The organism is Halarchaeum sp. P4, from assembly GCF_051195175.1.
Taxonomy (GTDB): domain Archaea; phylum Halobacteriota; class Halobacteria; order Halobacteriales; family Halobacteriaceae; genus Halarchaeum.
Map to the genome: position 1 here is coordinate 58,611 of NZ_JBNTKC010000001.1, position 23,999 is coordinate 82,609.

The following is a 23,999-nucleotide window of genomic DNA, read 5'->3' on the forward strand; positions in this document are numbered from 1 at the left end:
ACGTATCGAGTATGACTATCGACCCAGAGGCGCTCGCGGACCTCGGGCCGGCGCGCCGCCGCGCGCTGTTCGAGCGCGACGCCGGCATCGACGCCGTCCGCGGGGACGTCCGCGACATCGTCTCGCGCGTCCGCGAGGAGGGCGACGCGGCGCTGCGCCAGTTCGCGAGCGAGTTCGACGACGTGGAAGTCGGGAACATCGACGTGACCGACGAGGCCGAGCGCGCCGCCGACGACATCGACGACGACGTGCGCGAGGCCATCGAGACGGCCGTCGAGAACGTCCGGGCGTTCCACGAAGCGCAGATGCCCGAGGACTGGACCGAGGAGTTCGACGGCCGCGAACTCGGGCGGCGGTTCCGCCCGGTGGAGCGCGTCGGCGCGTACGTCCCCGGCGGGGCGGCCGCCTACCCCTCCAGCGTCGTGATGACCGTCGTCCCCGCGAAAGTCGCGGGCGTCGATCAGGTCGCCGTCGCGACGCCGCCCGCCGAGGAGATGAACCCCGTGACGCTCGCCGCCGCGCACATCGCGGGCGCGGACCGGGTGTACGCCGCCGGGGGCGCGCAGGCCGTCGCCGCGCTCGCCTACGGCACCGAGACCGTCGACCGCACCCAGCTCGTCGTCGGCCCCGGGAACAAGTGGGTGACCGCCGCGAAGGCCGAGGTGCGCGGCGACGTCGAAATCGACTTCCTCGCGGGCCCCTCCGAAATCTGCGTCGTCGCCGACGAGACCTGTGAGCCGTCCTTCGTCGCCGCGGACCTGCTCGCACAGGCCGAGCACGACCCGAACGCCTCCGTCGTCGCCGTCACGGACGACGAGGCGACCGCGAGCGAAATCTGTGCGGCCCTCGATGCGGGCCTCGTCGAGCGCGAACGCGCTGACGTCATCGAGGAAGCGCTCTCCTCGGACGCGAGCGGCGTCTTCCACGCGCGCTCGATGAGCGAGGCCGTCCTCTTCGCCGAGGAATACGCCGCCGAACACCTCTCCATTCAGGCGGAGGACGACGAGGAAATCCTCGGGCGCATTGACAACGCCGGGAGCGTCTTCCTCGGCCCGTACACGCCCGTCGCGGCCGGCGACTACGCCACCGGGACGAACCACGTCCTCCCGACGAACGCCACCGCGAAGGTCCAGGGCGGCCTCTCTGTCGACACCTTCCTCCGCGCGAGCACCGTCCAGCGACTCGACGAGGACGCGCTCTCGGACCTCCGCGACACCGTCACGACGCTCGCCGACGCCGAAGGCCTGGAGGCCCACGAATACAGTGTCGACGCCCGCTTCTCCGGCGAGTAGTCGGGAGACCTGATGCACATTCCCGGCCCCAGTAGCCATAGGCGGCCCGGTGCTCAGTAACTAGTGGAGCGATTCAGGGTGTCCCGACCGAACACGAACCGACCGCGGCGGACGCCGGCAGCATCATCGCCGAGCACGTCCGGTCCCGCAGGTGGCGGCTGATGGTCGCGCTCACCGACCCGGTCGTGTTGCTGTCGGGCGCGTCACTCGCCGCCGTTCCACCGATTCTCGCGCTCATCGCGTACCTCCAACGGCATCGTGGGCGGCCGGGAGTCACGTGGTTCATCGCGACGCTGGTCGCGCAAGCGGTGTGGTGTCTCGCGTACGGTCTCGGGGTGCACGTCGCCGCACTCGAGGTGCGCGTCGCACTCGAACTCCTCATTCTCCTCGCGATGGTGTGGCTCGTCTACACCTTCCTCGGGTTCGCCTTCGAGTACACTGGCTATGGGGTCCCGAAACACTCGCGACTCTTCCATACGCTCGGCATCGTGCCGGCCGTCGCGAGCGTGCTCTTTCTCACGGCACCGTTTCACGATCTACTCTGGACCGACCTGCACGTCGTCTCAGCGTTCGGAACGGTCGGCCTACAGTACACGTTCACGGTCTGGGGGCTCGCCGCAATCGGGATTAGTCTGCTCTACGGCCTCCTCGCGATACTGTTGTTGATCGACACGATACGGAGCTACGGCCCGCTCTACCGCTACGAGTCGCTCGCGGTCGCGGTCAGTACCCTCCCCCTCATCACCGGCGTCCTCGTCTGGCTGTTCGGCCCCGGCGAGCTGTCGGCCGTCCACTGGGGTGCGGTCCTCTCCCTTCCGCACATCGCGCTGGACGCGTACGCGTTCGTCGGCAAGAACATGTTCGAGACGAACCCCACGACGCGACGCGTCGCCGACGCGCAGGCGATTGACACGGTCCCGGACCCCGTCCTGATTCTCGACCCTGACGGTCGTCTCATCGACTTCAACGACGCCGCAGCGAACATCTTCGTCGATGTGAGCCGGGACGTGATCGGTCACGTCGCCGACGACGTCCTGGACACGGACCTGCGTGCGGTGACCGGAGACGACCCGTACCTGCACGTCACCACTGACGACCGCCACTACGAGTTCGCCGTCCAGCACTCGCCGCTCGTCACAGCCGGCGGGATGCAGGTCGGTTCGACGATGCTGTTCCGCGACATTACGGACGAACGCGAGCGCGAACAGCGTCTACAGGTGTTCAACCGCGTCCTCCGGCACAACCTGCGGAACGAGCTAACGACCATCGGCGGATCGGCGTCGATGATCGCGGAGCGCTCGGACGACGAGGAGGTCCGCGAGCTCGCGACGATGATTCGTCGCGCTGGCGAGTCCCTGGCCGCCATCGGCGAGAAGGCGCGACGCTTCGACCGCCTGCAGCAGGCACCGTTCACCCCCGTGCGAATCGACGTCGCGGCACTCGTAGACGAGGTCACGGCGACGTTCGCAGACCGGGCGAGGTTCGAGACGCACGTCGAGACCGACGTCGTCACCGACCGCGCGCACCTGCAGTTCGTCCTCGAGAACCTCGTCGAGAACGCCGTCGAGCACACGGATGACCCGAACCCACGCGTCGAGATCGGCGTCGAACTGGCCGACCGCGACGACTACGCGACAGTCATCGCGGTCAGCGACGACGGGCCCGGTATCCCGCAGTCCGAGATCGACGTGTTGACGCGGGGTGCGGAGAGCGACCTGGCCCACGGGAGCGGGATCGGCCTCTGGACGGTCGCGTGGTGTCTCACCCGAATCGGCGGCGACGTCACCTTCGAGTGTGACCAGACGGGGACGACTGTCCGCCTCTGGCTGCCCGCGTCCGCCACGGAGAAACCGGCGGGTTCGTGACCCGCTGTAACGCACCACTACTGCTCGCAGCCGACGTAGCGTTACATACCCAGAGACCGAACGGTCTCGTATGTCCCTCCACGCGCTCACTCGTCGCCTGCCGGACCGCGCCGTCGCACGACAGGTCGCACTCGTCTCCGCGCTCCTCGCCCTCACCGCCCTCTGGCAGCACGCCGTCCGCGCGGCGACGCGCGCGCTCGTCCCCGCCGTGCCCGTCGAGAGCGTCCTCGGCAGCGGCCTCCTGAGTGCCGTCCTCTTCCTCAGCGGCCTCGTCCTCCTCGCGTCTGCCTACGTGTCGTATCGCGGCGTCACGGTCGGCCTCCGTCGGCCGTCACCGCCCGACCGACTGGGACTCCTGCTCGCCATCGTCGGCCCCGTCGTCCTCGTCGGACTGACTGCCGTTGTCGGCACGCTCACGAGCGTCCCGTACGGGGCGCTCGCGATGATACAGTACGGGAGCGTCGCCACACTCAGGCCGATACTCGCTATCGCCGGCCTCGGCGTACTCGTCACTGTCCCCGGACTCCTCGTCGTCTGTCAGGTGTTCGTGCAGACGCCGCTCCGCGAGGCAGTCGGCGGCCGTGGCGCGGTCGTCGCGACGACGCTCGTCGCGGGCGTCGCACTCGTCTCCGACACGGGCGGGCTGGCCGTCGCGCCGGCGCCCGGCCGGCTCGCCGCCGTCGTCGTCCTCGCCCTCTTCGTCGGTGGCGGGGCGCTGGCGAACGCGCGCCTCGACGGCGAGCGGGGCCGCGCGTTCGTCGCGCTGCTCGTGCTGGCCGGTGGCGCACTCGTCGTCACGTCCGCGCTCCTCGACGTCGGTTCGCTCGCCGGCGTCGCGTACGTCCTCGCACGGCTCGGCGTCCTCGCGATTGCGGCCTCAACCTACGAGCGGGCGGACTCGCTCCTCCCGCCGGCGCTCGCCTACCTCGCGTTCTCGCTCGCGGAGTTCTCTGTCCTCCTCGCCGGTGCGGGCGGGCCGGCGCCGTTCTGAGGCATCTCGCAGAAACCGGCGGACGTGTGAAGCGACGCCACAGTTAACCCGCTGGGCAACGTGGCACTATCTATGAGCACGACTGCCGACGGTGGCGCGGAGACCCGAACGGTCACCGTCACCGAGGACGCCGCCGAGCAGGCGCTCTCGCTCCTCGAGGGCGAGGGCATGGACACGGACATCGCGGGCCTGCGCCTCTTCGTCCAGCAGGGCGGTTGCGCCGGCCTCTCCTACGGGATGCGTTTCGACGACGCGCCCGAGGACGACGACACCATCGTCGAGGCCCACGGCCTTCGGGTCTTCGTCGACCCGTCGAGCGAACAGTACATCGCGGGCAGCGAACTCGACTACGAGAACGGCCTGCAGGCCGCCGGCTTCCACGTCGAGAACCCGAACGTCGAAGCCGAGTGTGGCTGCGGCGAGTCCTTCCGCACCTGATTTAGGCGTCCCCTTCTTTCTCGCGGTATGCCCACGTCGCGAGCGGACGCCCTCGGCACCGTCGCCGGCTACGCCGAGGCCGCCCGCCACACACACGAGGGGACGCTCGAGTCGTTCACAGACCGCCACGGCGCGAGCTGCCGTGGCTACCGTTTCATCACCTCCAGCGAGGAGCCCTTCCTCGTCTACGGTCCGGAGAGCGCCGAATACCTCTACGTCACCTCCCACCACGCGCCCGTGCAGGCGCTCACCTTCGAACTCGGCGAGGCCGACGTCGAGGAGTATGCCTCGCGCGACGTCGCCTACGAGGACGGCGACGAACCCGAGGCGCGCGTCGCCGCGCGTGCCGTCCTCGATTCGGCCGACGGGATGCGTGACGTCATCGAGGAAATCGAGGCGAGCTGCGACACGAGCGAGGTCGCCTACGAACCCCATTACACGCACAACGGCGCGCTCTCCGAGTTCTACTTCCACCGGCGCCTCTTCCCGGACGGCCGCTTCGCCGCCGAGGACTTCGACGCCGCCGTCCGCGCCGTCACGTCCGCCGTCTCGCGCGCCTACCACACCTACTACCGACTCCTCGACCTCCCGGTCCTCGAAGGCGAGGAGGAGGAGCCGACGACACACCGCGACTACGTGAGCGGCGGCCGCGGGTTCCAGTGAACGCGACGCCGATCGGACGCGAGTAACTCCGACGCCGAAAAAACCGGTCAGGTCTCAGTCGCCGCTTTCGAGGCCGAACGCGACTTCGACTTCGACCTGATACTGTCGCTCCTCTCGGCCCTCGATGCCGACGCGCTGGTCGACGACTTCCGCCCACGAGACGTTGTCGAGCGTCTCGTCCGCGCGGTCGAGGGCATCCTCCACGGCGGCCTCGAAGCTCTCCGTGCTGGTTCCGACGAGGTCGATTTTCTTGTAGACCATACCGATTCTTCAGACGGCTGTCTGTTAAAGGTGGTCGCCGGGTACGTGGAACCTCGCTTCGCTCGGTTCCACGGGAAGGCGAACGCCGACCGAGGGAGGCGTGAGAATCGGCGTCGAGCGAAGCGACCGCAGTCGTCGCCGTCAGTTCTCCAGTCGTGCGTCGAGTCGTTCGGTGAGTTCGTCGACGACGCCGGAGAGGTAGGCGGTCCCCCAGACGGCGACGACGAGCGCGCCCGCGGTGTCGAAGAGGAGGTCGAGCATCGTGTCGGTGACGCCGTACTGGGTGAGGACGCTCTCCATCCCGAGGAACGCGGCGACCTCGGAGATGACGAACTCGATGACCTCCCAGAAGACGCCGAACGCGAGCGTGATGGCGAACAGGAGCGCGAAGAGGAACGCCGGCGGGAAGTAGACGGCCTCGGTGTGCTCGTCGATAGCGCGGACGGCGGCGTAGCCCGCTGCGGCGACGACGGAGGAGGAGAGCGTGTGCGTGAGGTGGTCCCACCACCAGACGTTCTGGTAGAACGACCCGGTGCCGGGGACGCCGAGCGTCCCGAGGGCGTGGAGGAAGACAGCGAGCGTCACCCAAAGGACGAGCGCAGGGTCCATCGGGACGCCGTAGTCGCGCTCGAGTATCGCTGGGAGATAGGAGACGGCAAGGCCGACGGCGGCGTTCACGACGACGCCGAGTTGTCCCTCGTAGAAGCCGACGAAGACGAACCCGACGAGACAGAGTTGCAGGACATGCGCGAGTTGTTCCTGATGGCGCTTCGAGACGCCGAGGCGCTCACGAATCTTCATGGGCGCACCTCCTCGGTGAGTCGCTGTTCGGGCGCGACGCGCCGACGGAAGTAGAGCACGAAGAGCACGCCGCCGAGCAGTCCGCAGACGGCGGCGGCGACGAAGTCCCACATGAGCGCTTCGAGCGACGCGGCGTCGACGGCGGGCGTGACCGGCCGGGAGAGGTAGACGAGCGTGGTGTCGAGGTAGAGGTCGCTGAGCCACTGGACGACGGCCCAGAGACCCGCGACGGCCATCGTGATGACGACGACGACGAAGGCGGCGACGCCGTCGGTCATGCGGACGCTCGTGAAGACGTCGAACTCGACGACGACGACGAGGGCGAGTGCGGCGACGGAGAGGTAGGTCGCGAGCGCAGTGGTGAGCCACCACGTCGCGAGCGCGTGCCCGAGGACGGGGAGGAACGCCACGAGCAACACCTCCCACGGGAGCATCACGCGGGGGTCGCGGTAGACGGCGGGCGGGACGACGGCGAGGGCGGCGACGCCCGCACAGAAGGCCATCCACGCGAAGTCGCCGTCCCAGAGGCTCGCGAGCGCGACGCCGACGACGAGGCAGACGAGCGCCCATCCGAGGAGGGCGTTCGTCCGCGCCGTCTCGAGGACGCGCCCGAGTCGCTGCTCGTCTCTCATTCACCGACGGTTCGCCCCGGGGTGATACAAAACCACCGGGCGACGGCGCTACAACAGGAGGTAGGCGAGCGTGTAGCCGACGCCCGCGGTGGTCACGGCGGCGAGGCCGGTGACGAGCGCCGTCTCGGCGTCGGGACGGCGGCGCTGCAGCGGTTGGACGGCGCCGACGACGCCGATAGCGACGACGCTGAAGACGAAGTGGTAGGAAACCTGCAGGGTGGGTGGCGTGATGACGAGCGCCGCGAGCGCGTAGGCGCCGCCGGCGGCCGCACGGCCGTGGAGGTGGCGGCGAATCGGGGTGCCCGACACGCGGTAGTAGGCGTAGACGCCGGCCCAGATGCAGGCGAGTTCGAGCGCGAACGCGGCGAGCAGGTCGAGCGTCGGGTCCGTCGAGAGCGCGGGCCGCGCGGCGAGCAGGTGCTGGTCGAGCGGGTAGAGGAACTGTGGCGGTTCGCCGGTGAGCAGGTCGCCGAACGGATGGGTGAGCAGGCCGACGAGCGCCGTGCCGGCGAGCGCGCGCGGACCGAGACCGGCGTAGCGCCGGGCGACGACGGCGACGGCGAGGCCCATCGCGCAGTAGAGCGCCATGACGGCGGCGCCGATACCGCCGGAGACGACGGCGGTGACGCCGACGAGGCTGAGCGTCCCGACGCCCGCGAGCATGCGGTAGCGGCGGCTGGCGGCGAGTGCGAACGTCACCGCGGCGGCCGGCGCGAGGACGAGCGAGTGCGTGACGGCGCGGTGGACGACGGTACTCGCGCTCCAGAAGGCGTTCGCGGCAGCGAGCGCCGACGTCGAGTCGACGGCGAGGAGGCCGAGCGGGGCGTAGGCCATGTCGACGTCCGGCACGGCCGCGAAGGCCCCAGCGGCGACCCCGAGCGCGAGCGCGCGTTCGCGCGATACCCCGTAGCGGTACGCGAGCAGGGCGACCAGCGCGAACGCGAACGTCTCGTGGCCAACGAACATCACGTCCGATAGGTGCCGGACGTATGAAAACCTTCTACTCGTGTGTTATTCGGTGTCGTGACTCTCCGTGTCGCCCTTCTTCGTCCACTTCTTCTCGACTTCGGCGTTCGCGCGGACGACGGTGTCCTCGCCGACGTCGAAACGGGTCTTCCGGAGCTCGATCTCCTTCACGACGCCGTTGGTGTCGCCGGCGACGACGTGGTCCCCGGGGCTGAAGTCGGGGTCGCGCAGGAGGTAGATGCCGGCGACGGCGTCCGCGAGCATCCCGCTCAGCGCGTAGGAGACGCCGAGCGCGAGGAACCCGGACGCGGTGCCGAGGGCGGCGGCGATGCTCGGGAGGCCGACGAGCGTGAGGAAGGCGAGTATCGCGCCGAACCAGAGGAAGACGCCGACGAGCGTGCGGGTGAACTGGACGTATATCCGCTGGTCGGTCGTGCGCGAGACGACGACACCCACCGCCCAGAGGGCGGTACGGATAACGACGTAGGCGATGAGGAGGAAGACGACACCGGCGAGAATCTTCGGGAGCGCGGTGACGATACCGTCCACGAACCCGTCTACCGTGGCGCTGACGACGCTGCTCACTGTCGGCATGGTCGGGCCGTCGAACGGGTCGGATAAATAGCTACGGCCCGCGCGGGCCGAATCGAGTGACGCCTACGGCGTCGGCGGTGCGCGTGCGACCTGATAGTCCCCGTCTTCCGCGACGCCGATGACCGCCCACTCGTAGTCGTGGTCATCGGAGTCGAGCGCGTGTTCGAGCCGTTCGACGTGGTCGTTCCACGTCACGAAACAGCGCATGCGGTCGCCGTCGCCCGTACTCACGTCGTCGGTGACCGCGAGAACGTCCACCTCCTTCCACGCGCGTGCAGCGCGGAAGCTGTTCCCTGCATCGCCGGTGACCTCGTAGCCGAGGTCGGTGAATATCTCGCGGGCCTCGTCCGCCGGAGGCGTGTCACTCGGTACCATCCAACACACTCTTGGGGCTGATGGGTAATAACTGTTGTTCCGGACGTGCTAGATAGTCGACTGACGTGGTGCGTCGAGACGGACATCGTGACGAGGAGACGCCGTCGCTCGGCGTCTCGAGGCGTAGAGGAGCGACCGTGCTCGGGATTCGTCCCGTTCAGCGCTCGCGTTCCCGCGGAATCTTCGATTCCGCGTCTACTCGTGCGCGGCGTCCCACTCGTCCGGCTTCCGGTAGTTCCCGCAGACGTTGCACTCGATGCGGCCCATCGCGTCCATCGCGTTGTCCATCGACTCGCAGTTCGTACAGTACCAGCCGTAGCGGACCTCGCGGTCCGGCGTCCGGTAGACGACCATGAACGGGCCTTCATCACCGCGCTCGCCCTCGTCCTCGGCGACGTAGACCGTCTCGCCCGCCTCGGTCTCGATTTCGCGCATACCCATAGTCGGGACGAGGCGTCCTTTAGCCCTTCCGTCACCGTCCGCAGTGGGGAACGCTTAGGCGGGAGGCCCGCCTCAGGTCGGGTGATGACTACCGTCGTCGTGCCGGTCCGCTACCCGCTCACCAGACACTCGCGCGCGACGCTCCGTGCCGCCATCGACATCGCCGAGGAACGCGACGCCGGCCTCACCGTCCTCCACGTCGATCTCTACCAGGACGAACGTCACGTCACGTGGAGCGACCTCAAACACGCCGTCGAGCGTTCCTTCGGCCAACTCCCGCACGCGCGCTATGTCGTCCGGCGCTCCTTCCTCGTCGAGGAGACCATCCTCGACGAGGTCGCCGCCGACGACGCCGACGTCGTCGTCATCGGGACCGCGCAAGTCTCCCGGTGGCGTAGGGCGCTCCGCTCGCTCCTCGGCGAACCCGACATCGAGGCCTACCTCCGCGAGAAACTCGACTGCGAACTCGTCACTGCCGCCGTCTGAGTGCCACGTTCGCCTCGCCGCTCTCCTCGTCGAAGACGTGCTGGACGTGCGGGTAGGCGAACTCGACGTCGTCGCGCGTCGCGAACTCCTCGCGAATCGCCTGCTGGACGTTCGAGCGGATGCCCGGGAGCCGATAGGGCTGTTTCGCCCAGTAGCGCAGCGTCAACTCGACGCCGCTGTCGGCGTGGGCGTCGATGTAGCACGTCGGCTTCGCCGGGTAGCGCGCGCTCCCAATGCGGATGTCCGGGCCGCCCTCGATGACTTCCTCGCAGGTGGCCGCCGCACGCTCCATCGCCGCGCGCGCCGCCTCCACGTCGCTCTCGTAGGTCACTTCCACGGACAGCGAGAGGCGCGTGCGCTCGTCCTCCGCGGAGTAGTTCACGATGTTCATCTCGCGCATCTCGCCGTTCGGCATCACGAGGAAGGTGTTGTCGAGCGTGAACACCTTCGTGTAGCGCAGTGTGATGTCCTCGATGAATCCGCGCTGGCCGGTGTCCGTGAACTCGATCATGTCCCCGATCTCGTAGGGTCGGTCGGCAATCACGAAAATGCCGTTGATGACGCTCCCGACGATGGGTGCGAGTACGAGACCGAGCACCGCCGAGAACACCGTCACGGAGACGAAGAGGTTCCCGATTCCGAGTCCGAGCGTCCAGAGCGCGACGAGGATGCCGACGAAGAGCGTGCCCGTCCGGATGAGACGGAGGACCGTTCGGGTCACCGACGGGCGCATGAACCGTCGGGCGACTCGGCGCCCGAGCACGCCCGTGAGGACGCGCCCGGCGTACCAGCCGGCGACGATTGCGAGAATCGCGAAGACGAGGCCGAAATCGTGGACGAACTGCGTGGCCTGCGTGATGGTCTTCTGGAGTCCTGTCGGCCACGGCATACCCCAAACCGTCGGCGGCCCCTGCGAAAAGCGTTGTCCTCCGGTCGCCGAGAAACGAATAATTTCTGCCAAAGCGAGTGGTTTTTAGCCCGGCCGTCTCCCACGTTCGACCATGAGCGAATCCGACCTCCGCGACGTCCTCGAACACGTCGGGGAGGGGTTCGACCTCGGCGAGTACGAGATTGCGGCCTACCTCGCCGTCCTCGAACACGGCGAGATGACGGCGAGCGAGATAGCCGACAAGACCGACGTCCCCCAACCCCGCGTCTACGACACGGTGCGGAGCCTCTCCGACAGGGGACTCGTCGAACTCCGCGAGTCCCGGCCGATGGTGGTCGTCGCCGTCGACCCCGAGGAGGCGTTCTCGTCGCTGCGCTCCTCGCTCGTCGACCTCGTCGACGACCTCGAATCGCTCTACACCGCGCCCTCTCGCGAGACCGAAGCCGTCTCGCTCGTGAAGAGCCGAACCACGATCCTCCGATATTTCCGCGAGACCATCGAGGCCGCCGAGTACGAACTCGCGCTCTCGCTCACGCCGTCGCTCGTCGGGCGCTTCGAGGAGGAGCTGCAGGCCGCCCGCGAGCGCGGCGTGAACGTCGAACTCGTCGTCACGCCCGCCGCCGACGCTCCCGACCGGCGCACCTACGACTACGGCAAAATCGCCACCACAGCGCGCGCCCGTCGCGGTATCACGACGCCCTTACTCGCCGTCGCGGACGGTGACTACTCCGTCTACGCGACGCAGGACGCCATCGCCTCCGACCCGGACCGCTACGCGGTCATCTTCAACCGCTCCGCGCTCGGCTTCCTCGTGCTCGGCTTCTTCGGCACCGTCATCTGGACGACGGCGGAGACGGAGTTGCTCGAACACACCACTGAGACCGACCTCCCGCGGCGCTACGCCTCCATCCGGCGTTGCGTGAAGGACCTCCGCGAACTCGAGGGCGACCTGCACGCCACCGTCGAGGGCCGCGACGTCGAGACGGGCGACACACGCGTCGTGCGCGGGCGCGTCGTCCAGACGGAGTTCGCCGAATCCGAGGAGGTCGCGACGCTCGTCATCGAGAGCGAGGACGGCGACGTCGTCTCCATCGGCGGGCGCGTCGCCGCCTACGAGGACGTCGAGGCCTACGAAATCACGGTCGCGCGCGGGGACGCCCCCGCGACGGCGGACTAATCAGTACTCGCGGACGCCCTCGTCCGTGACGATTCTGTCGAGCAGCTCCACCGGCGTCGCGTCGTAGGCGGGGTTGCCGACGTCGAAGCCCTCCGGCGGTTCGAGGATGACTTCGCTCGGCGAGCGGAAGTCGTTCTCGAAGCGGAAGCCGCCCTTCTCGACGAGTTTCGCCGAGGACCCCGTGGCGACCATCGGGACGCCGGCGTCGTTCGCGACGGTGGCGATGGGGTAGGTGCCGACGCGGTTGTAGAGGTTCCCGTCGACGACGCAGTCCATTCCGACGAGCACCTCGTCCAGGTCGTCCATGTAGTGGCCGGCGGCGCCGTCCACGATGAGCGTCGCGTTCACGCGGTCGATGCCGGCGAGCGTGCGTGCCGTCTTCCGCCCGAGGTAGCGCGGGCGCGCCTCGGTGACGTAGACGTCGATGTAGGCGCCGCGCTCGGCGGCCGTCTCGATGGCCTCCAGCACCGTCGTCGAGTAGTCGTGCGTGAGGAGCGTCATCCCGTCTTCGAGGCGTTCGGCGACGCGCTCGGCGGCCTCGTGTTTCGCCGTCTCGACGCGCTCGACGACGGCCTCGATGGCGTCCTCGGTCACCGCCTTCGCCTCCTCGACGGTGTCGGGGTCGGCCGTCTCGACGGCCTCGACGATTTCGCGCTGGGAGGTGACCAGCGAGGCGTGCGAGGGGTTCGCCCGCCGGAGGGCGGAGCTGTTACGTTCGAGCGCCCGGACGTACTCCTCGACGGTCGGGAACTCCTCTCCGCCGAGCTCGGAGAGCGCGCGCGCGGCCTTCACGGCGACGGCCGAGGAGGAGTGTGTCTGCATCTCCGCGATCTCCTCGACGGTCTCGTCTATCATACCCGAGAGAGCGCCCCCCGTTCCCCTGAAACTTCCGACGGACGGCCGCAACTTATTTTCCCAACACGCTATATGGAATTTGCATGCAGCGTTCCAGCGAATCGATGACGCACGCCTACGACGTCCGCACCGCCGGCCCGCTCCGCACCGTCGCCGTCAGGGCCGTCGACGGCGCGCACACCACCTATCGGCTCTCCCGCGACGGAATCGCCGCCGCGCGTCGGAGCGCCGCCCGCGCACGCCTCGCGCTCGCCGACGCCGCCGGCGCGGCCTCCGCGTGAGCCAACGCTAACCGTTTTCGGCCCGTCCGCTCCCGTATGGTCGCCGTTCGCTACTACTGCCCGCGCTGTCGGACCGTCGCCGTCCTCGAACGCGACGCCTACCTCGATGACAAGTCCGTCACGCCCTACCCGCTCGAGGGCTGGGCGTACGCCGCGCCCGCCGAGGACTTCGAGGCCGACGATTACGACGGCGTCCGCCTCGTCTGCAGCGAGAGCGACGGCTGTGCATGGGAGCCACCCGCCGACGCCGACGACCGAGAGGACGCGGACGCCGAGGGCTGTGGCGAGCCGTTCTACCTCAACTTCGTGCGCTACGAGGACGGCGAAGAAGTCACCACGGAGAACGACCGGGAGAGCGAGTACGTCGAACTCGCCGAAGGCCGCGTCCCCCGTGGTCCGTCCGGTCCCAGCGGTCCCTCGGGGCCGGGCGGGCCGAGCGGTCGCTGACCGCGTCGCCGGAAGCCGGCGCTACCCCTTGATGTTCAGCACCGGGAAGGTGCGCGCCACCTTGTCGCCGATGTCGAGTTCGTCGCTCACCCGCACGACTTCGTCGACGTCCTTGTAGACGCCGGGCGCCTCCTCCGCGATGGTCGCGCCCGACTCGGCCTTCACGTAGACGTGCTCGTGCTCCTGCAGGTCCGACTGAACGGTCTCGCCGCGATATTCGCGCTTCGCCTGCGTCCGACTCATCAGGCGGCCTGCGCCGTGGGCCGTCGAGCCGAACGTCCGCTCCATCGACTGCTCGCCGCCCCGGAGGACGTAGCTCCCCGCGCCCATACTGCCGGGAATGATGACCGGCTGGCCGACGTCGCGGTAGGCCGTCGGGACCTCGGGGTGGCCCGCCGGGAACGCGCGCGTCGCGCCCTTCCGGTGGACGTACACCTCCGTGTCCTCGCCGTCGATTTCGTGGACTTCCTTCTTCGCGATGTTGTGCGCGACGTCGTAGAGGAGTTCCATCCCGAGCTCCTCCCACGGCGTCTCGAAGACCTCCTCGAACGTCTGGCGGACCTGATAGGTGATGAGCTGGCGGTTCACCCACGCGAAGTTGATGGCCGCACACATCGCGCCGTAGTAGTCCTCCGCGAGCTCGCTGCCCGCGGGCGCCGCCGCGAGGTTGTCGTCCGGCAGGTCATCGAGGAACTCCTCGTACTCCTCCTCGATGCGCCGGAGGTAGTCCGAGCAGACCTGGTGGCCGAGGCCGCGCGACCCGCAGTGGATGAGCACCACGAGCTGGTCCTCCTCGAGGCCGTACGCCTCCGCGACGTCGTCCCGGTAGACGTCCGTGACGCGCTGGACTTCGAGGAAGTGGTTCCCGGAGCCGAGGCTCCCGAGCTGGTTCCGCCCGCGGTCCTTGGCCTTCTGCGAGACTTTCTCGGGCTCGGCGTCCGGCCGGTAGCCCTCGTCCTCGCAGTGCTTCATGTCCTCGCGAGTCGCGTATCCCGCCTCGACCGCCCAGTCGAGGCCGCGCGAGAGCGCACCCCCCATCGTCTCCGCGTCGCCGTTCAGGACGCCGCCGCCGCCGAGCCCCGTCGGAACGGCATCGAAGAGCGCGTCTACGAGTTCCTCCTCGCGGCCCGCGACGCCGTCGTAGGTCAGGTTCGTCCGGACCATCCGGACGCCGCAGTTGATGTCGAAGCCGACGCCGCCGGGGCTGATACAGCCGTCCTCGGCGTCGATGGCGGCGACGCCGCCGACGGGGAAGCCGTAGCCCTGGTGGCCGTCCGGCATGCAGAGCGCGTGCTGTTGGACGCCGGGGAGGTGCGTGACGTTCCGAATCTGCTCAAGGGTGTCGTCGTTCGAAATCTCCTCGAGGAGGCTCTCGCTCGCGAGAACGCGCGCCGGCGTCCCCATGCCGTCCTCCTGCGCGATCTCCCAGACGTACTCCTCGACTTCCTCGAGGGTGACGTCGTCGGCGTCGAACGTAGTCATACCTCGCCCTTCCGCCGCCGGAGTCGTAAAAGGACCGTTCCGTCCGTCTCAGACGTCGAAGACGACGTAGGCCTCCCAGCCGTCCGCCGTCTCCTCGACGCGCATCTCGGAGAACGTCACCGCCTTCAGGTCGCGGGCGGCGACCTCATCGAGCGGAATCCCGGCCGCGGACGCCGCCAGCACCCACTCCGAACCCTCACGGGTCACCGACGCCTCGTGCTCGACGGGGAGGACGCCCCGCACGTCGCGCTCGTAGATGAGCGCATCGAGGTAGTCGAAGAGGAGGCGTTTCCTCGTCGAGGCGCGCGCCGTCACGTCGAAGCGCTCGGCGTCGGCGTCCGGAATCTCGTCGCACATCGCCACGGCCATCCCGTCCGCGACGGCGGCGAAGACGCCGCCGAGGCTCTCCGCGCGCGCCTCGACGGCGACGTCCGCGGTGTGCTCGCGCAACTCGAACGTCCGGCTCATCGTTCCTCCTCGTCGCTCGCGAGGTTCTCAGCGACGTTCACGCCGGCGAGCTGTTCGAGTTGCTCGCGGGAAAGGCCCTCGGCTTCCTCCGAGTCCGCGACGGCGACGCCGGTGGTGATGACGGTGCGCATCCCCTCCTCGACGGTCATGTCGACGTCCATGATGCGGCTCTCGGGGACGTGCGTTAGGTGCCCGCCCATTACGGGGTTCGGCGCCATCGGCAAGAAGAGCGTCCGCAGGCTCTCGTCGCCCGCCGCGGTCCGGATTGGTTCCGGCGTCTTCACCGTCTCGAAGCCCATCATGTAGGTGCCGTCCTGGGGGTACTCGACCAGCACCACCTTCCGGAAGTTCTCGGCGTCCGACTCGAGCATCACGTCGCTCATCTGCCGGAAGCTCGTGTAGACCGAGCCCAGCCCCGGAATCCGCTCGACGAGCAGGTCGAAGTACTCGAGGGCCTTCTCCCCGGAGCGGAACGTCGCGATGAACCCGACGGTGAGCGTCACCGAAATCAGCAACAGCGCGGCCGTCAGCTCGACGATGATGAAGCGCCGCTGGGGCGCGACGTTCAGCTCCTGGAGGCCGCGCGCCATCGGGTCGAGGATGTCCGTGAAGATGCCGAACGCCGCACCGAGGACGTAGAGCGTGATGAGGATGGGCACCATCACGGCGATACCGGTCAGGAACGCCTCCCGTATCCGTGCGACAACAGACTCGCCCGCGGCCTGCATCCGCTCGCGGCCGCCGCGGGACCCGTCGATGGACATTGCCTACGACTCCGCGAGGCGTGACCGAAAGGATTGTGGCACACGGTGGGGCTGACGGTGGAACTATATTCCGTGACGGGCTAGGAGTCGACAGTGAGTGTCACGGTCGAGAAACGGGTGGTCCCCCGCGGGAGCGACGACCTGCTCGAGGACGCGTGGGGCCTCAAGGAGCGCATCCGCGAAGAACACGGCCTGCTCCGACAGCGTCGGGGCTTCTTCGCGAACGCCTATCGGCGCGCCACCGTCTACGCCTACGTCACCCCCGAGGACGACCTCGTCGGGTTCGCGGCCGCCCGCCACGACGGCTACATACTCTTTCTCGCCGTCGACCCCGCCTATCAGGGCGAGGGGTTCGGCGAGCGCCTCGTCGCCGCCGTCGCCGAGGACGCCGACTCGGTCTCCTGTCACGCGCGCGTCTCCAACCAGAACGCCCTCGAGTTCTACCGACACCTCGGTTTCGAAATCGTTCGCGAGATAGAGAACTACTACGAGGACGGCGAGGCCGCCTACTACCTCCGACTCGGCGAGAAGGAGGGCATCCGCGAGAAACTCTCCGACTACTTCCGGCGCTGACGCCCAGACCGACACGTCTTTTTCCGCCGCCCGCCCTACGCTACGAGAGCCATGGAGGAGCGAACGCGAGCGTACCTTCGGGGGCGCTTTCGCGACCATTACCGGCGCGCTGACGTCGCGCTGCCGCCCGAGGCGGACGCGCGCGAATGGGGATACATCCCGTGGACGGAGGGGCCCGACGAGACGATGGTTCGCCATCGCGACCTCCTCGACATCGGGGACATGGAGGACTTCCTCCGCCGGAAGCGCCCGCGCCACGTCTACTTCTCCGCCGGCCACTACGAGACGCCGGGCGCCTCGTCGATGGCCGAGAAGGACTGGCGCGGCTCCGACCTCGTCTTCGACATCGACGCCGACCACCTGCCCGCAGTGACGCTCGGCGAGGACACCTACGCGGAGATGCTCGCGAAGAGCAAGGACGCGCTCGTGAAGCTCCTCGACTTCCTCGAACGCGACTTCGGCTTCGAGGACCTCAGCATCGTCTTCTCGGGCGGCCGGGGCTACCACGTCCACGTGCGCGACGACGCGGTCTTCCCGCTCGAGCGCGACCACCGACGCGAAATCGTCGACTACGTTCGCGGGAACGGCATCGAGTTCGAGGAGCTCATCACGGAGGAGACGGTCGCCGGTCTCGGCCTCCAGAACCCGACGACGCGCCGCACGCTCCCCGCCGAGGGCGGCTGGGGGCGGCGCGCCGTCGAGCACATCAACGCGTTCGTCGACGACCTCCTCGACATGGACGAGGCGGACGCCATCCTCCACCTCCAGACGTTCGAGGGCGTCGGTGAGGGCCGCGCGGAGAGCATTCTCAACGTCGTGCAGAACAACACTGAGGCGGTGCGCTCGGGGAACGTCGACGTCCACCCGGCGTTCCTCACGGTCGCGCGCCAACTCGTCGCGGAAGTCGTCGACGAGGAGGAGGCCCCCATCGACGAGCCGGTGACGACGGACACCCACCGGCTCATCCGCCTCCCGCGCTCGCTCCACGGCGGGAGCGGCCTCGAAGTGACGCCCATCGAGCGCGACGCTGTCGAGGAGTTCGACCCGCTCGACGACGCCGTCCCCGAGACGTTCGTCGGCCACGACATCCGCGTGGACGTCGAGCGCGAGTACGAACTCGGGTTCCGCGGCGAAACCATTACGGTGGAACCGGGCGAGCAGACACTACCGGAGTACGCGGGCGTCTTCCTCATGGCCCGCGGCTGGGCGGAAAAGGCGGCGGAATAACGATGAACATCGAAGAACTCCGCGCGGCGCAGACGCGCGAACGGACGTCGGACGGGCTACAGGACCTCCGGGACTCCTTCTACCAGGAGGTCGCGGACTACATCGCGGAACTGCGCGAGCGGCGCCAGCAGGCCGCGGACGCCGCCGATGACCCCTTCGGCGACGACGAAGTCCAATCGCTCACCGACGAAATCGAGACCGCGGAGCAGGTCGCGGAAGCCATCTACGAGCGCCGAATGGGGAAAATCGTCAAGCAGGCGAGCCTCTCGGCGGCGGGCATGGGTTCGGAGGCCACCGGTCTCACCGAGGAGGAGCGCGCGCTCTACACGGACCTCGTCGAGCGCATCGAGGCGAACAAGACGCGCGTCCTCGACGTCCTCGCGGGTGAGGCGGACGCGGCGACGGCCGCCGGCCCGGACGCACACGCACCACCGGAGGGCGAGACTTCGCCCGACCCCGCGGACGTCGTGAACGACCGTGCGTCCGGAATGGACGCGCCGACGCCGCCGCCCGAGGAACCGCTCCCGGACGAGCAGGCCGAGGACACGGAGAGCGACTCCGGGCCGTCCTCGGCGGCGGCCGCGATGGGCGGCGGCACCGACTTCGGGGGCGAGGCGGACGCGGAGAGCGAGGCGGCGAGCGCCGAGGCCCCAGACCCCGACGCCGGCGACGAACCGGACGAGCCCACGGTGGAGCGCTCGACCGTACGAATCACGCAGGACGTCGGCGAAATCCTCGGCGTCGACGAGCGCGCGTACACCCTTGAGGCGGACGACGTCGTCACCCTCCCCGCGGAGAACGTCGAACCGCTGCTCGCGCGCGATGCCGCGGAGAAACTCGACTGACTACAGCGGCTTCTTCATGTTCTGTCGTTCGACCCGGTAGCCGGCGCGCTCGTAGAGCACGCGCGCCGCCTCGTTCTGGACGTCGACGTTCAAATCGAGGCGCTCGCAGTCGTGTGCGCGCCCCCACTCCTCGATGGCCTCGAGCAGCGCCGTAGCCGCGCCGTGGCGCCGCACGGCGTCGTCCACGTAGAGTTCGCCGACGTGGCATTCGCGTATCTCCTCGTAGATGGGCGGCGGCGTCTGTACTTCGGCGTACACGTAGGCGACGAGCCGGCCGTCCTGCCGGCCGACGTAGGTGGCGAACCCGTCGGCGTCGCGGCGTTTGCAGTGGAAGGAAACGCCGTCCGAGCGGACGTCGTCGGCGAGCGTGTAGGACGTCATCGCCGCGAGCTCCCGCTGGGCGGGGAGCCATAACTCGTCGATGAAGGCCTCGAAGTCGACGTCGCGTAGCGGCGTAATCTCCATGCCCGCGCTACGGGCGTCGCGAAAAAACGGCTTACGGGCCGGACGCGCTCAGTAGTGGCGCTCTTTGGGCTCGTAGGTCTGGTTCTCGCCCTCGAGGAGGACCGGGCGGTACCAGAGTTCGGGCGTGCCGTCGTTCCAGGAGATGAGGGTGTGCTTGAGCCACTCCTCGTCGTCGCGCTCCTGGTGTTCCTTGCGCCAGTGCGCGCCGCGGAACTCCTCGCGGGCGAGCGCGCCCATCGCGATGGTTTCGGCGACGTCGATGACGTTCCGAGTCTCGATGGTGTGCTGGAGGTCGGTGTTGAACGTCCGGGACTTGTCGGCGACGTAGACGTCCTGGTACTCCTCGCGGGCCTCGCGAATGACTTCGAGGGCTTCCTCGATGCCCTCCTCGGTCCGGAAGACGTTGACGTTGTCCGTCATCGTCTTCTGAATCTTCGAGCGGACGTCGGCGTGGTTGACGCCGTCCTCCTTCTCGAGGAGTTCCTCGATGCGCTGCGTCTCGGCGTCGACGGCGTTGTCGATGACGTCGTCGGGGGAGTCGCCGGAGACGACCGCGGAGGACGCGCTGAGCGCGCCGGGCTCGACGGGGAAGTCGACGTCACTCTCCTCGATGCCCTCGGACTCGTCGGTCTTGCCGACCGGAATCTCGGGTTCGCCGACGTCCTCGCCGGCGGCGTGCTTGCCCGCGCGAGCGCCGAAGACGATGAGTTCGGGGAGGGCGTTCCCGCCGAGGCGGTTGGAGCCGTGGACGGAGACGCAGGCGGCCTCGCCGACGGCGTACAGACCGTCGATACAGGTCTCGCCGTTCTCGTTCGTCTCGATGCCGCCCATCTCGTAGTGGTGCCCGGGCTTGACCGGCATCGGCTTCTCGAGGCCATCGACCCCCTCGAAGTCCTCCGCGAGGTGGAGGATGTTCTCGAGGCGGTCCATGATGCGCTCCTCGCCGAGGTGGCGCATGTCGAGGTGGACATATTCGTCCTCGACGCCGCGGCCCGCGTTGATTTCGGTGAGTTCGGCGCGGGAGACGACGTCGCGGCTGGCGAGTTCGCCGTCGTTCGTCGCGTAGCCGTACTCGAACATGAGACGTTCGCCCTCGTCGTTGTAGAGGATACCGCCCTCGCCGCGGGTCCCCTCGGAAATCAGGACGCCCGTGGAGGGAAGCGTCGTCGGGTGGAACTGGACGAACTCCATGTCCTCGATGGGGACGCCCGCACGGTAGGCCATCGCGACGCCGTCGGCGGTGTTCGCGACGGCGTTCGTCGTGTGGTCGAAGACCTGCCCGTCGCCGCCGGTGGCGAGGATGACGCCGTCGTTCCCGCGGAAGCCGGCGATTTCGCCGGTCTGGATGTCCCAGGCGACGCAGCCGTAGCATTCGCGGTCGTTCGGGTCGTCCTCGTCGGTGACAGCGAGGCGGGTGACGTACCACTCGTCGTAGACCGTGATGCCTCGCTTGACGACCTGCTCGTAGAGCGTGTGGAGGAGGTGGTGACCCGTCTCGGCGCCCGCATAGGTGGTGCGGGGGAAGGAGAGGCCGCCGAAGGGGCGCTGGCTCATCCGGCCGTCCTCCTCGCGACTGAAGGGCATCCCCCAGTTCTCGAGTTGGACGACGTTGTCGGGCGCGTCCTGCGCGAGCGTCTCCGCGGCGGGCGCGTCCGTGAGGTAGTCGCCGCCCTTAACGGTGTCGTAGGCGTGGAGCTCCCAGTCGTCGCCCTCGCGGAGCGCCGCGTTGATACCCCCCTCGGCGGCGCCCGTGTGCGAGCGCACCGGGTGGAGCTTCGTGACGATTGCCACGTCCGCGCCGGCTTCGTGTGCGCCGATGGCCGCGCGGAGACCCGCGCCGCCGCCACCGACGACGATAACGTCGTGTTCGTACATTAGTTATATCACCAGAATTTGAGGTTCTGCTTGACGGCTTCGCGCTTCAGTTCCTGAATGTGCTCGGTGAGCGGAATGTCCTTCGGACAGACCGTTGTGCAGGAGAACTGGGTCTGACAGCGCCAGACGCCGTGCTCCTGCTCGATGATCTTCAGGCGCTCCTCCTGGCGCTCGTCGTCCTCGCGCTCGTCGAAGTAGAAGCGGTAGGCCTTGTTGATGGCTGCCGGGCCGAGATACTGGTTGTCGCCGGCGGCGATGTTACAGGAGGACATACACGCGCCACACCAGATGCAGCGCGTGCTCATCTTGATCTTCTCGCGGTTCTCGCGGCTCTGCAGCTGTTCGCCCTCGGGCTCCTCCGTCGGGGAGAAGTAGGGCTCGACGGAATGCATCTGGTCGTAGAAGTGGTCCATGTCGACGACGAGGTCCTTGACCACTTCGCGGTGCGGGAGCGGCTCGACGCGCACCGTATCGGAGTTGTCGAGGTCCGCGATCTGCGTCTGGCAGCCGAGGCGCTGCGAGCCGTTGATGAACAGCGCGTCCGACCCACAGACGGCCTGCCGGCAGGAGTGCCGGAAGGTCAGGCTGGAGTCGTACGTGTCACGCGCGTAGATGAGCGCGTCGAGGACGGTGATCCCGGGTTCGCGGGGGACGTGGAACGTGTCGAAGCGCGGTTCCTGTTTCTCCGCGATTTCGGGGTCGTAGCGGAAGACCTTGAGCGTGATCGCGTCCTCGCCAACGTCGGGCGTGGAGGACGCGCTCTCGCGCTCCTCGGCGCGCGCTTCCTTGCGAGCCATCCGTTCGGCCTGCGGGTCCGTCTCGTCGGTGTCGGTGTCAGGTGTCTGTGTGCTCATATAGTGTTAGGCCCCCATGAGGACGAGTGCGACGCGAACGCCCTGCACGAAGACGAGGACGCCCGCGACGGCGAGTATCCACTTCGCGGCGCGCTTCGGCGTGCCGGTGACGCCCTGATTGACGAGGGCGTTGTAGACGCCGTTCACGCCGTGGAACGTCGCGGCGGCGAGGAACAGCACCATCGTGATGAAGTACGCTGGGACGCTGAAGCGGGCGGCGCTCCCCGCGAAGGTGATTTCCGGCGCGTGGTTCACGAAGTGGAGGAGGTAGAAGTGGAAGGCGAGCGTGACGACGAGGAACGCCGCCGTGACGCGCTGGAGGAACCAGCGCGTGCCACCACGGTTGAACGAGGAGTAGCGTTCGGCCATGGTTAGAACGCCCCCTCGATGAAGACTGGCACGCTCGCGACGACGATGATCCCGGTGAGGATCAGCGACGCGTAGAAGCTCTTCTCCTGCGTTTCAAGGTCGAGACCGACTCCGAGGTCGACGAAGAGGAGCCGGATCCCGTTGAGGATGTGGAAGACGGCGACGGCGAGGAGGCCGACCTCCAGCACCCGGACGACGGCAAGCGCTTCGAGGCCCTGAAGAGTGTTCGTGTAGGCGGTGGCGCCGTTCAGCGCAGAGCTGAGTACGGCGACGTGGGTGAACAGGTACCCGATGAGTACCCATCCGGTGAACTTGTGGAACACCCAGGCCCACATACCGGCGGAGAACTCCCTCCACCGGCCGAAGTCCTCGACGAGGCCCCGGTCGTACGACTGACTCATACCGTTCGCACCTCCTTACCGGGCGCACATAGAAGTTTCTAAGCGAGCACGCTGTGACGGAATCACGAACGGCGGCCGAAACAGCAGAATACGGCGCTATCGCGGCCGCTCAGGGAGGTCATCGTTGCGCGCGCGGTCGTACGCCCGGATGGTCGGTTCGTCGAGTTCGACGAGGTGGCAGAGGGGGTTGCCCGGGTAGACGACGGGGTTCTCGAGGACACCGACGAGCAGGCCGTCGAAGGGCGCGGTGACGCGCACCGTCTCGGTCTTGAAGGGGTTGGTGATGGTGGCGACGACGTCGCCCTCGCGGACGAGTTCGCCCCGGTCGTGGAGCATCTCGACGATGCCGCCGGCGTCCGCGCGGAGCCACGTCTTCTCGCTCCGGTCGACGACGGTCCGCCAGCCCGGCCAGCGGACGGGTTCGGCGGGGTGGCAATCGTACTCGGCGAGGACGGACGCGACGCCGTCGAGCGCCCGGTCGATGAACTCGCGCTCGAAGCGGTGGGCTTGGCCCATCTCGACGGTGATGGTGGGCGTCCCGTTCTCGGAGGCGGCGCCGCGGAGCGACTTGGAGGGGCCGGCGCTGTCGATGATGACGTTCGACCCGAAGGCGCGCGCGAGGCGGGCGACGTCGCGGTCGTCCATGTCGGCGCGGACGTGGAGCATGTTGGTCCGCCCGCGCGTGGAGGTGTGGAAGTCGATGCCGTAGTCGCAGGGCTCGATGAAGTTCTCGTAGAGCTGGGCGGCCATCCGGCTCGCACTCGTGCCGTCGGCGTTCCCGGGGAACGACCGGTTCAGGTCGCGGTCGTAGACGGGGAGGTAGCGCTGCTGGGCGATGAAGCCGGGGACGTTTAGTACAGGAAGGCAGACGAGGGTGCCCCGGAGGTTGCCGTGCGGCCAGTCCTGCGCGACGGTCCGGACGACTTCGATGCCGTTCAGTTCGTCGCCGTGGATGGCCGCGGAGAGGAAGACGGTGGGCCCGGGTTCCTCGCCGTTGAGAATCGTGACGGGCACCCGGATGGGGTCGCCGAGATACGTCTCGCTGATGGAGTACCGGAGGTTCTGCGCCTCCCCGGGGTCGACCCGGCCGCCCTGATAGGTGAACGCTCCGTCTGCCATACCCGCCTTCCGGCCGGCGCGCGTATAAATGGGGCGGCGGAATCACCGGGCGACGCCGAGGTGCGCGTGCGAGCGCCACACACCGCGCCGGCAGGCCGGCACC

General features: G+C 68.4%; 30 protein-coding genes. 12 read left to right on the forward strand and 18 right to left on the reverse strand.

Going from position 1 to position 23,999, the window contains the following annotated elements; translation table 11 throughout:
- Positions 1-17: 17 nt before the first annotated feature.
- The 5 genes from hisD to ACQUS8_RS00325 all read left to right on the forward strand — a co-directional run bounded on the left by hisD (position 18) and on the right by ACQUS8_RS00325 (position 5,249).
- Positions 18-1,292 (forward strand): histidinol dehydrogenase, encoded by a 1,275-nt coding sequence (gene hisD / locus ACQUS8_RS00305; RefSeq protein ID WP_435099238.1) that lies wholly within the window; start codon positions 18-20, stop codon positions 1,290-1,292.
- Between the two features lie 161 nt (positions 1,293-1,453).
- Complete coding sequence (locus ACQUS8_RS00310) at positions 1,454-3,157, forward strand: histidine kinase N-terminal 7TM domain-containing protein (protein WP_435095219.1); 1,704 nt, start codon at positions 1,454-1,456, stop codon at positions 3,155-3,157.
- 70 nt (positions 3,158-3,227) lie between these two features.
- A complete protein-coding gene (locus ACQUS8_RS00315; RefSeq protein WP_435095221.1) occupies positions 3,228-4,148 on the forward strand; it encodes a hypothetical protein in 921 nt (306 codons plus the stop codon).
- 72 nt (positions 4,149-4,220) lie between these two features.
- Positions 4,221-4,586 carry a HesB/IscA family protein gene (locus ACQUS8_RS00320; protein ID WP_435095223.1) on the forward strand — a complete coding sequence of 122 codons (366 nt, stop codon included), beginning with the start codon at positions 4,221-4,223 and terminating at the stop codon, positions 4,584-4,586.
- Between the two features lie 27 nt (positions 4,587-4,613).
- Positions 4,614-5,249, forward strand: coding sequence for a hypothetical protein (locus tag ACQUS8_RS00325; RefSeq protein WP_435095225.1), 636 nt, complete (start codon positions 4,614-4,616; stop codon positions 5,247-5,249).
- A gap of 54 nt (positions 5,250-5,303) precedes the next feature.
- Here ACQUS8_RS00325 and ACQUS8_RS00330 read toward each other — a convergent pair whose 3' ends face one another.
- The 7 genes from ACQUS8_RS00330 to ACQUS8_RS00360 form a co-directional block, all read right to left on the reverse strand.
- Positions 5,304-5,510 (reverse strand): dodecin, encoded by a 207-nt coding sequence (locus ACQUS8_RS00330; protein WP_435095227.1) that lies wholly within the window; start codon positions 5,508-5,510, stop codon positions 5,304-5,306.
- A gap of 141 nt (positions 5,511-5,651) precedes the next feature.
- Positions 5,652-6,311 carry a hypothetical protein gene (locus tag ACQUS8_RS00335; RefSeq protein WP_435095229.1) on the reverse strand — a complete coding sequence of 220 codons (660 nt, stop codon included), beginning with the start codon at positions 6,309-6,311 and terminating at the stop codon, positions 5,652-5,654.
- Positions 6,308-6,943 (reverse strand): hypothetical protein, encoded by a 636-nt coding sequence (locus tag ACQUS8_RS00340; protein ID WP_435095231.1) that lies wholly within the window; start codon positions 6,941-6,943, stop codon positions 6,308-6,310. Before ACQUS8_RS00340 ends, ACQUS8_RS00335 begins: the two co-directional genes overlap by 4 nt.
- 48 nt (positions 6,944-6,991) lie before the next feature.
- Positions 6,992-7,909, reverse strand: coding sequence for a metal-dependent hydrolase (locus ACQUS8_RS00345; RefSeq protein ID WP_435095233.1), 918 nt, complete (start codon positions 7,907-7,909; stop codon positions 6,992-6,994).
- A 45-nt stretch (positions 7,910-7,954) separates the two neighbouring features.
- Positions 7,955-8,503, reverse strand: a complete 549-nt coding sequence (locus ACQUS8_RS00350) for a mechanosensitive ion channel domain-containing protein (RefSeq protein ID WP_435095235.1) — start codon at positions 8,501-8,503, stop codon at positions 7,955-7,957.
- Positions 8,504-8,566: 63 nt separating this feature from the next.
- Positions 8,567-8,878: a DUF7116 family protein gene (locus ACQUS8_RS00355; protein ID WP_435095237.1), complete on the reverse strand. Its 312-nt coding sequence runs from the start codon at positions 8,876-8,878 to the stop codon at positions 8,567-8,569.
- A gap of 195 nt (positions 8,879-9,073) precedes the next feature.
- Entirely contained in the window at positions 9,074-9,313 is a 240-nt protein-coding gene (locus ACQUS8_RS00360) for a DUF5816 domain-containing protein (protein ID WP_435095239.1), read from the reverse strand.
- Between the two features lie 90 nt (positions 9,314-9,403).
- On the opposite strand from ACQUS8_RS00360, the gene ACQUS8_RS00365 reads away from it, so the two are divergent.
- Entirely contained in the window at positions 9,404-9,805 is a 402-nt protein-coding gene (locus ACQUS8_RS00365; RefSeq protein WP_435095241.1) for a universal stress protein, read from the forward strand.
- On the opposite strand, the gene ACQUS8_RS00370 is transcribed toward ACQUS8_RS00365, so the two are convergent.
- Positions 9,789-10,694: a mechanosensitive ion channel family protein gene (locus tag ACQUS8_RS00370; protein ID WP_435095243.1), complete on the reverse strand. Its 906-nt coding sequence runs from the start codon at positions 10,692-10,694 to the stop codon at positions 9,789-9,791. The two genes, ACQUS8_RS00365 and ACQUS8_RS00370, sit on opposite strands and share 17 nt — an antisense overlap.
- A 112-nt stretch (positions 10,695-10,806) precedes the next feature.
- Between ACQUS8_RS00370 and trmB the strand changes: the two genes are divergently transcribed.
- Positions 10,807-11,871: an HTH-type sugar sensing transcriptional regulator TrmB gene (gene trmB / locus ACQUS8_RS00375; RefSeq protein ID WP_435095245.1), complete on the forward strand. Its 1,065-nt coding sequence runs from the start codon at positions 10,807-10,809 to the stop codon at positions 11,869-11,871.
- On the opposite strand, the gene ACQUS8_RS00380 is transcribed toward trmB, so the two are convergent.
- Complete coding sequence (locus tag ACQUS8_RS00380; RefSeq protein WP_435095247.1) at positions 11,872-12,726, reverse strand: translation initiation factor eIF-2B; 855 nt, start codon at positions 12,724-12,726, stop codon at positions 11,872-11,874. It abuts the gene before it with no gap.
- 83 nt (positions 12,727-12,809) lie between these two features.
- On the opposite strand from ACQUS8_RS00380, the gene ACQUS8_RS00385 reads away from it, so the two are divergent.
- Positions 12,810-13,007 carry a hypothetical protein gene (locus ACQUS8_RS00385; RefSeq protein ID WP_435095249.1) on the forward strand — a complete coding sequence of 66 codons (198 nt, stop codon included), beginning with the start codon at positions 12,810-12,812 and terminating at the stop codon, positions 13,005-13,007.
- Between the two features lie 36 nt (positions 13,008-13,043).
- Entirely contained in the window at positions 13,044-13,454 is a 411-nt protein-coding gene (locus ACQUS8_RS00390; protein ID WP_435095251.1) for a hypothetical protein, read from the forward strand.
- 21 nt (positions 13,455-13,475) lie between these two features.
- Here the strand turns inward: ACQUS8_RS00390 and ACQUS8_RS00395 are convergent, their stop codons facing one another.
- From ACQUS8_RS00395 to ACQUS8_RS00405, 3 genes are read right to left on the reverse strand one after another with little or no spacing between them, the layout of a single operon-like run.
- Positions 13,476-14,936 carry an RtcB family protein gene (locus tag ACQUS8_RS00395; protein WP_435095253.1) on the reverse strand — a complete coding sequence of 487 codons (1,461 nt, stop codon included), beginning with the start codon at positions 14,934-14,936 and terminating at the stop codon, positions 13,476-13,478.
- A 48-nt stretch (positions 14,937-14,984) separates the two neighbouring features.
- Positions 14,985-15,404 carry an archease gene (locus ACQUS8_RS00400; RefSeq protein ID WP_435095256.1) on the reverse strand — a complete coding sequence of 140 codons (420 nt, stop codon included), beginning with the start codon at positions 15,402-15,404 and terminating at the stop codon, positions 14,985-14,987.
- Positions 15,401-16,168 (reverse strand): DUF502 domain-containing protein, encoded by a 768-nt coding sequence (locus ACQUS8_RS00405; protein WP_435095259.1) that lies wholly within the window; start codon positions 16,166-16,168, stop codon positions 15,401-15,403. The genes ACQUS8_RS00400 and ACQUS8_RS00405 overlap by 4 nt, the downstream gene beginning before the upstream one ends.
- Positions 16,169-16,261: 93 nt before the next feature.
- Between ACQUS8_RS00405 and ACQUS8_RS00410 the strand changes: the two genes are divergently transcribed.
- Genes ACQUS8_RS00410 through ACQUS8_RS00420 form a run of 3 tightly spaced genes read left to right on the forward strand, consistent with a single transcriptional unit; the run spans position 16,262 to position 18,813 of the window.
- Positions 16,262-16,741, forward strand: coding sequence for a GNAT family N-acetyltransferase (locus ACQUS8_RS00410; RefSeq protein WP_435095262.1), 480 nt, complete (start codon positions 16,262-16,264; stop codon positions 16,739-16,741).
- Between the two features lie 51 nt (positions 16,742-16,792).
- On the forward strand, positions 16,793-17,968 hold the full coding sequence (gene priS, locus ACQUS8_RS00415; RefSeq protein ID WP_435095265.1) for a DNA primase small subunit PriS: 1,176 nt from the start codon (positions 16,793-16,795) through the stop codon (positions 17,966-17,968).
- Between the two features lie 2 nt (positions 17,969-17,970).
- Positions 17,971-18,813, forward strand: a complete 843-nt coding sequence (locus ACQUS8_RS00420) for a hypothetical protein (protein ID WP_435095268.1) — start codon at positions 17,971-17,973, stop codon at positions 18,811-18,813.
- Here the strand turns inward: ACQUS8_RS00420 and ACQUS8_RS00425 are convergent, their stop codons facing one another.
- From ACQUS8_RS00425 to ACQUS8_RS00450, 6 genes are all read right to left on the reverse strand, one after another.
- A complete protein-coding gene (locus tag ACQUS8_RS00425; RefSeq protein WP_435095271.1) occupies positions 18,814-19,278 on the reverse strand; it encodes a GNAT family N-acetyltransferase in 465 nt (154 codons plus the stop codon).
- A gap of 48 nt (positions 19,279-19,326) precedes the next feature.
- Positions 19,327-21,153 (reverse strand): FAD-binding protein, encoded by a 1,827-nt coding sequence (locus ACQUS8_RS00430; RefSeq protein WP_435095274.1) that lies wholly within the window; start codon positions 21,151-21,153, stop codon positions 19,327-19,329.
- An 8-nt stretch (positions 21,154-21,161) separates the two neighbouring features.
- Positions 21,162-22,007, reverse strand: coding sequence for a succinate dehydrogenase/fumarate reductase iron-sulfur subunit (locus ACQUS8_RS00435; protein WP_435095277.1), 846 nt, complete (start codon positions 22,005-22,007; stop codon positions 21,162-21,164).
- A gap of 6 nt (positions 22,008-22,013) precedes the next feature.
- Positions 22,014-22,376 (reverse strand): succinate dehydrogenase hydrophobic membrane anchor subunit, encoded by a 363-nt coding sequence (locus tag ACQUS8_RS00440; RefSeq protein WP_435095280.1) that lies wholly within the window; start codon positions 22,374-22,376, stop codon positions 22,014-22,016.
- Positions 22,377-22,378: 2 nt separating this feature from the next.
- Positions 22,379-22,777: a succinate dehydrogenase, cytochrome b556 subunit gene (gene sdhC / locus ACQUS8_RS00445; RefSeq protein WP_435095282.1), complete on the reverse strand. Its 399-nt coding sequence runs from the start codon at positions 22,775-22,777 to the stop codon at positions 22,379-22,381.
- Positions 22,778-22,873: 96 nt separating this feature from the next.
- Complete coding sequence (locus ACQUS8_RS00450; RefSeq protein ID WP_435095285.1) at positions 22,874-23,896, reverse strand: succinylglutamate desuccinylase/aspartoacylase family protein; 1,023 nt, start codon at positions 23,894-23,896, stop codon at positions 22,874-22,876.
- Positions 23,897-23,999: the final 103 nt, after the last annotated feature.

Bases quoted from the DNA above. Each gene is read 5' to 3' on its own strand.
- ACQUS8_RS00310 (WP_435095219.1), top strand. From the start codon at position 1,454: ATGGTCGCGCTCACCGACCCGGTCGTGTTGCTGTCGGGCGCGTCACTC.
- ACQUS8_RS00315 (WP_435095221.1), top strand. From the start codon at position 3,228: ATGTCCCTCCACGCGCTCACTCGTCGCCTGCCGGACCGCGCCGTCGCA.
- ACQUS8_RS00320 (WP_435095223.1), top strand. From the start codon at position 4,221: ATGAGCACGACTGCCGACGGTGGCGCGGAGACCCGAACGGTCACCGTC.
- ACQUS8_RS00325 (WP_435095225.1), top strand. From the start codon at position 4,614: ATGCCCACGTCGCGAGCGGACGCCCTCGGCACCGTCGCCGGCTACGCC.
- ACQUS8_RS00330 (WP_435095227.1), bottom strand. From the start codon at position 5,510: ATGGTCTACAAGAAAATCGACCTCGTCGGAACCAGCACGGAGAGCTTC.
- ACQUS8_RS00335 (WP_435095229.1), bottom strand. From the start codon at position 6,311: ATGAAGATTCGTGAGCGCCTCGGCGTCTCGAAGCGCCATCAGGAACAA.
- ACQUS8_RS00340 (WP_435095231.1), bottom strand. From the start codon at position 6,943: ATGAGAGACGAGCAGCGACTCGGGCGCGTCCTCGAGACGGCGCGGACG.
- ACQUS8_RS00345 (WP_435095233.1), bottom strand. From the start codon at position 7,909: ATGTTCGTTGGCCACGAGACGTTCGCGTTCGCGCTGGTCGCCCTGCTC.
- ACQUS8_RS00350 (WP_435095235.1), bottom strand. From the start codon at position 8,503: ATGCCGACAGTGAGCAGCGTCGTCAGCGCCACGGTAGACGGGTTCGTG.
- ACQUS8_RS00355 (WP_435095237.1), bottom strand. From the start codon at position 8,878: ATGGTACCGAGTGACACGCCTCCGGCGGACGAGGCCCGCGAGATATTC.
- ACQUS8_RS00360 (WP_435095239.1), bottom strand. From the start codon at position 9,313: ATGCGCGAAATCGAGACCGAGGCGGGCGAGACGGTCTACGTCGCCGAG.
- ACQUS8_RS00365 (WP_435095241.1), top strand. From the start codon at position 9,404: ATGACTACCGTCGTCGTGCCGGTCCGCTACCCGCTCACCAGACACTCG.
- ACQUS8_RS00370 (WP_435095243.1), bottom strand. From the start codon at position 10,694: ATGCCGTGGCCGACAGGACTCCAGAAGACCATCACGCAGGCCACGCAG.
- trmB (WP_435095245.1), top strand. From the start codon at position 10,807: ATGAGCGAATCCGACCTCCGCGACGTCCTCGAACACGTCGGGGAGGGG.
- ACQUS8_RS00380 (WP_435095247.1), bottom strand. From the start codon at position 12,726: ATGATAGACGAGACCGTCGAGGAGATCGCGGAGATGCAGACACACTCC.
- ACQUS8_RS00385 (WP_435095249.1), top strand. From the start codon at position 12,810: ATGCAGCGTTCCAGCGAATCGATGACGCACGCCTACGACGTCCGCACC.
- ACQUS8_RS00390 (WP_435095251.1), top strand. From the start codon at position 13,044: ATGGTCGCCGTTCGCTACTACTGCCCGCGCTGTCGGACCGTCGCCGTC.
- ACQUS8_RS00395 (WP_435095253.1), bottom strand. From the start codon at position 14,936: ATGACTACGTTCGACGCCGACGACGTCACCCTCGAGGAAGTCGAGGAG.
- ACQUS8_RS00400 (WP_435095256.1), bottom strand. From the start codon at position 15,404: ATGAGCCGGACGTTCGAGTTGCGCGAGCACACCGCGGACGTCGCCGTC.
- ACQUS8_RS00405 (WP_435095259.1), bottom strand. From the start codon at position 16,168: ATGTCCATCGACGGGTCCCGCGGCGGCCGCGAGCGGATGCAGGCCGCG.
- priS (WP_435095265.1), top strand. From the start codon at position 16,793: ATGGAGGAGCGAACGCGAGCGTACCTTCGGGGGCGCTTTCGCGACCAT.
- ACQUS8_RS00420 (WP_435095268.1), top strand. From the start codon at position 17,971: ATGAACATCGAAGAACTCCGCGCGGCGCAGACGCGCGAACGGACGTCG.
- ACQUS8_RS00425 (WP_435095271.1), bottom strand. From the start codon at position 19,278: ATGGAGATTACGCCGCTACGCGACGTCGACTTCGAGGCCTTCATCGAC.
- ACQUS8_RS00430 (WP_435095274.1), bottom strand. From the start codon at position 21,153: ATGTACGAACACGACGTTATCGTCGTCGGTGGCGGCGGCGCGGGTCTC.
- ACQUS8_RS00435 (WP_435095277.1), bottom strand. From the start codon at position 22,007: ATGAGCACACAGACACCTGACACCGACACCGACGAGACGGACCCGCAG.
- ACQUS8_RS00440 (WP_435095280.1), bottom strand. From the start codon at position 22,376: ATGGCCGAACGCTACTCCTCGTTCAACCGTGGTGGCACGCGCTGGTTC.
- sdhC (WP_435095282.1), bottom strand. From the start codon at position 22,777: ATGAGTCAGTCGTACGACCGGGGCCTCGTCGAGGACTTCGGCCGGTGG.
- ACQUS8_RS00450 (WP_435095285.1), bottom strand. From the start codon at position 23,896: ATGGCAGACGGAGCGTTCACCTATCAGGGCGGCCGGGTCGACCCCGGG.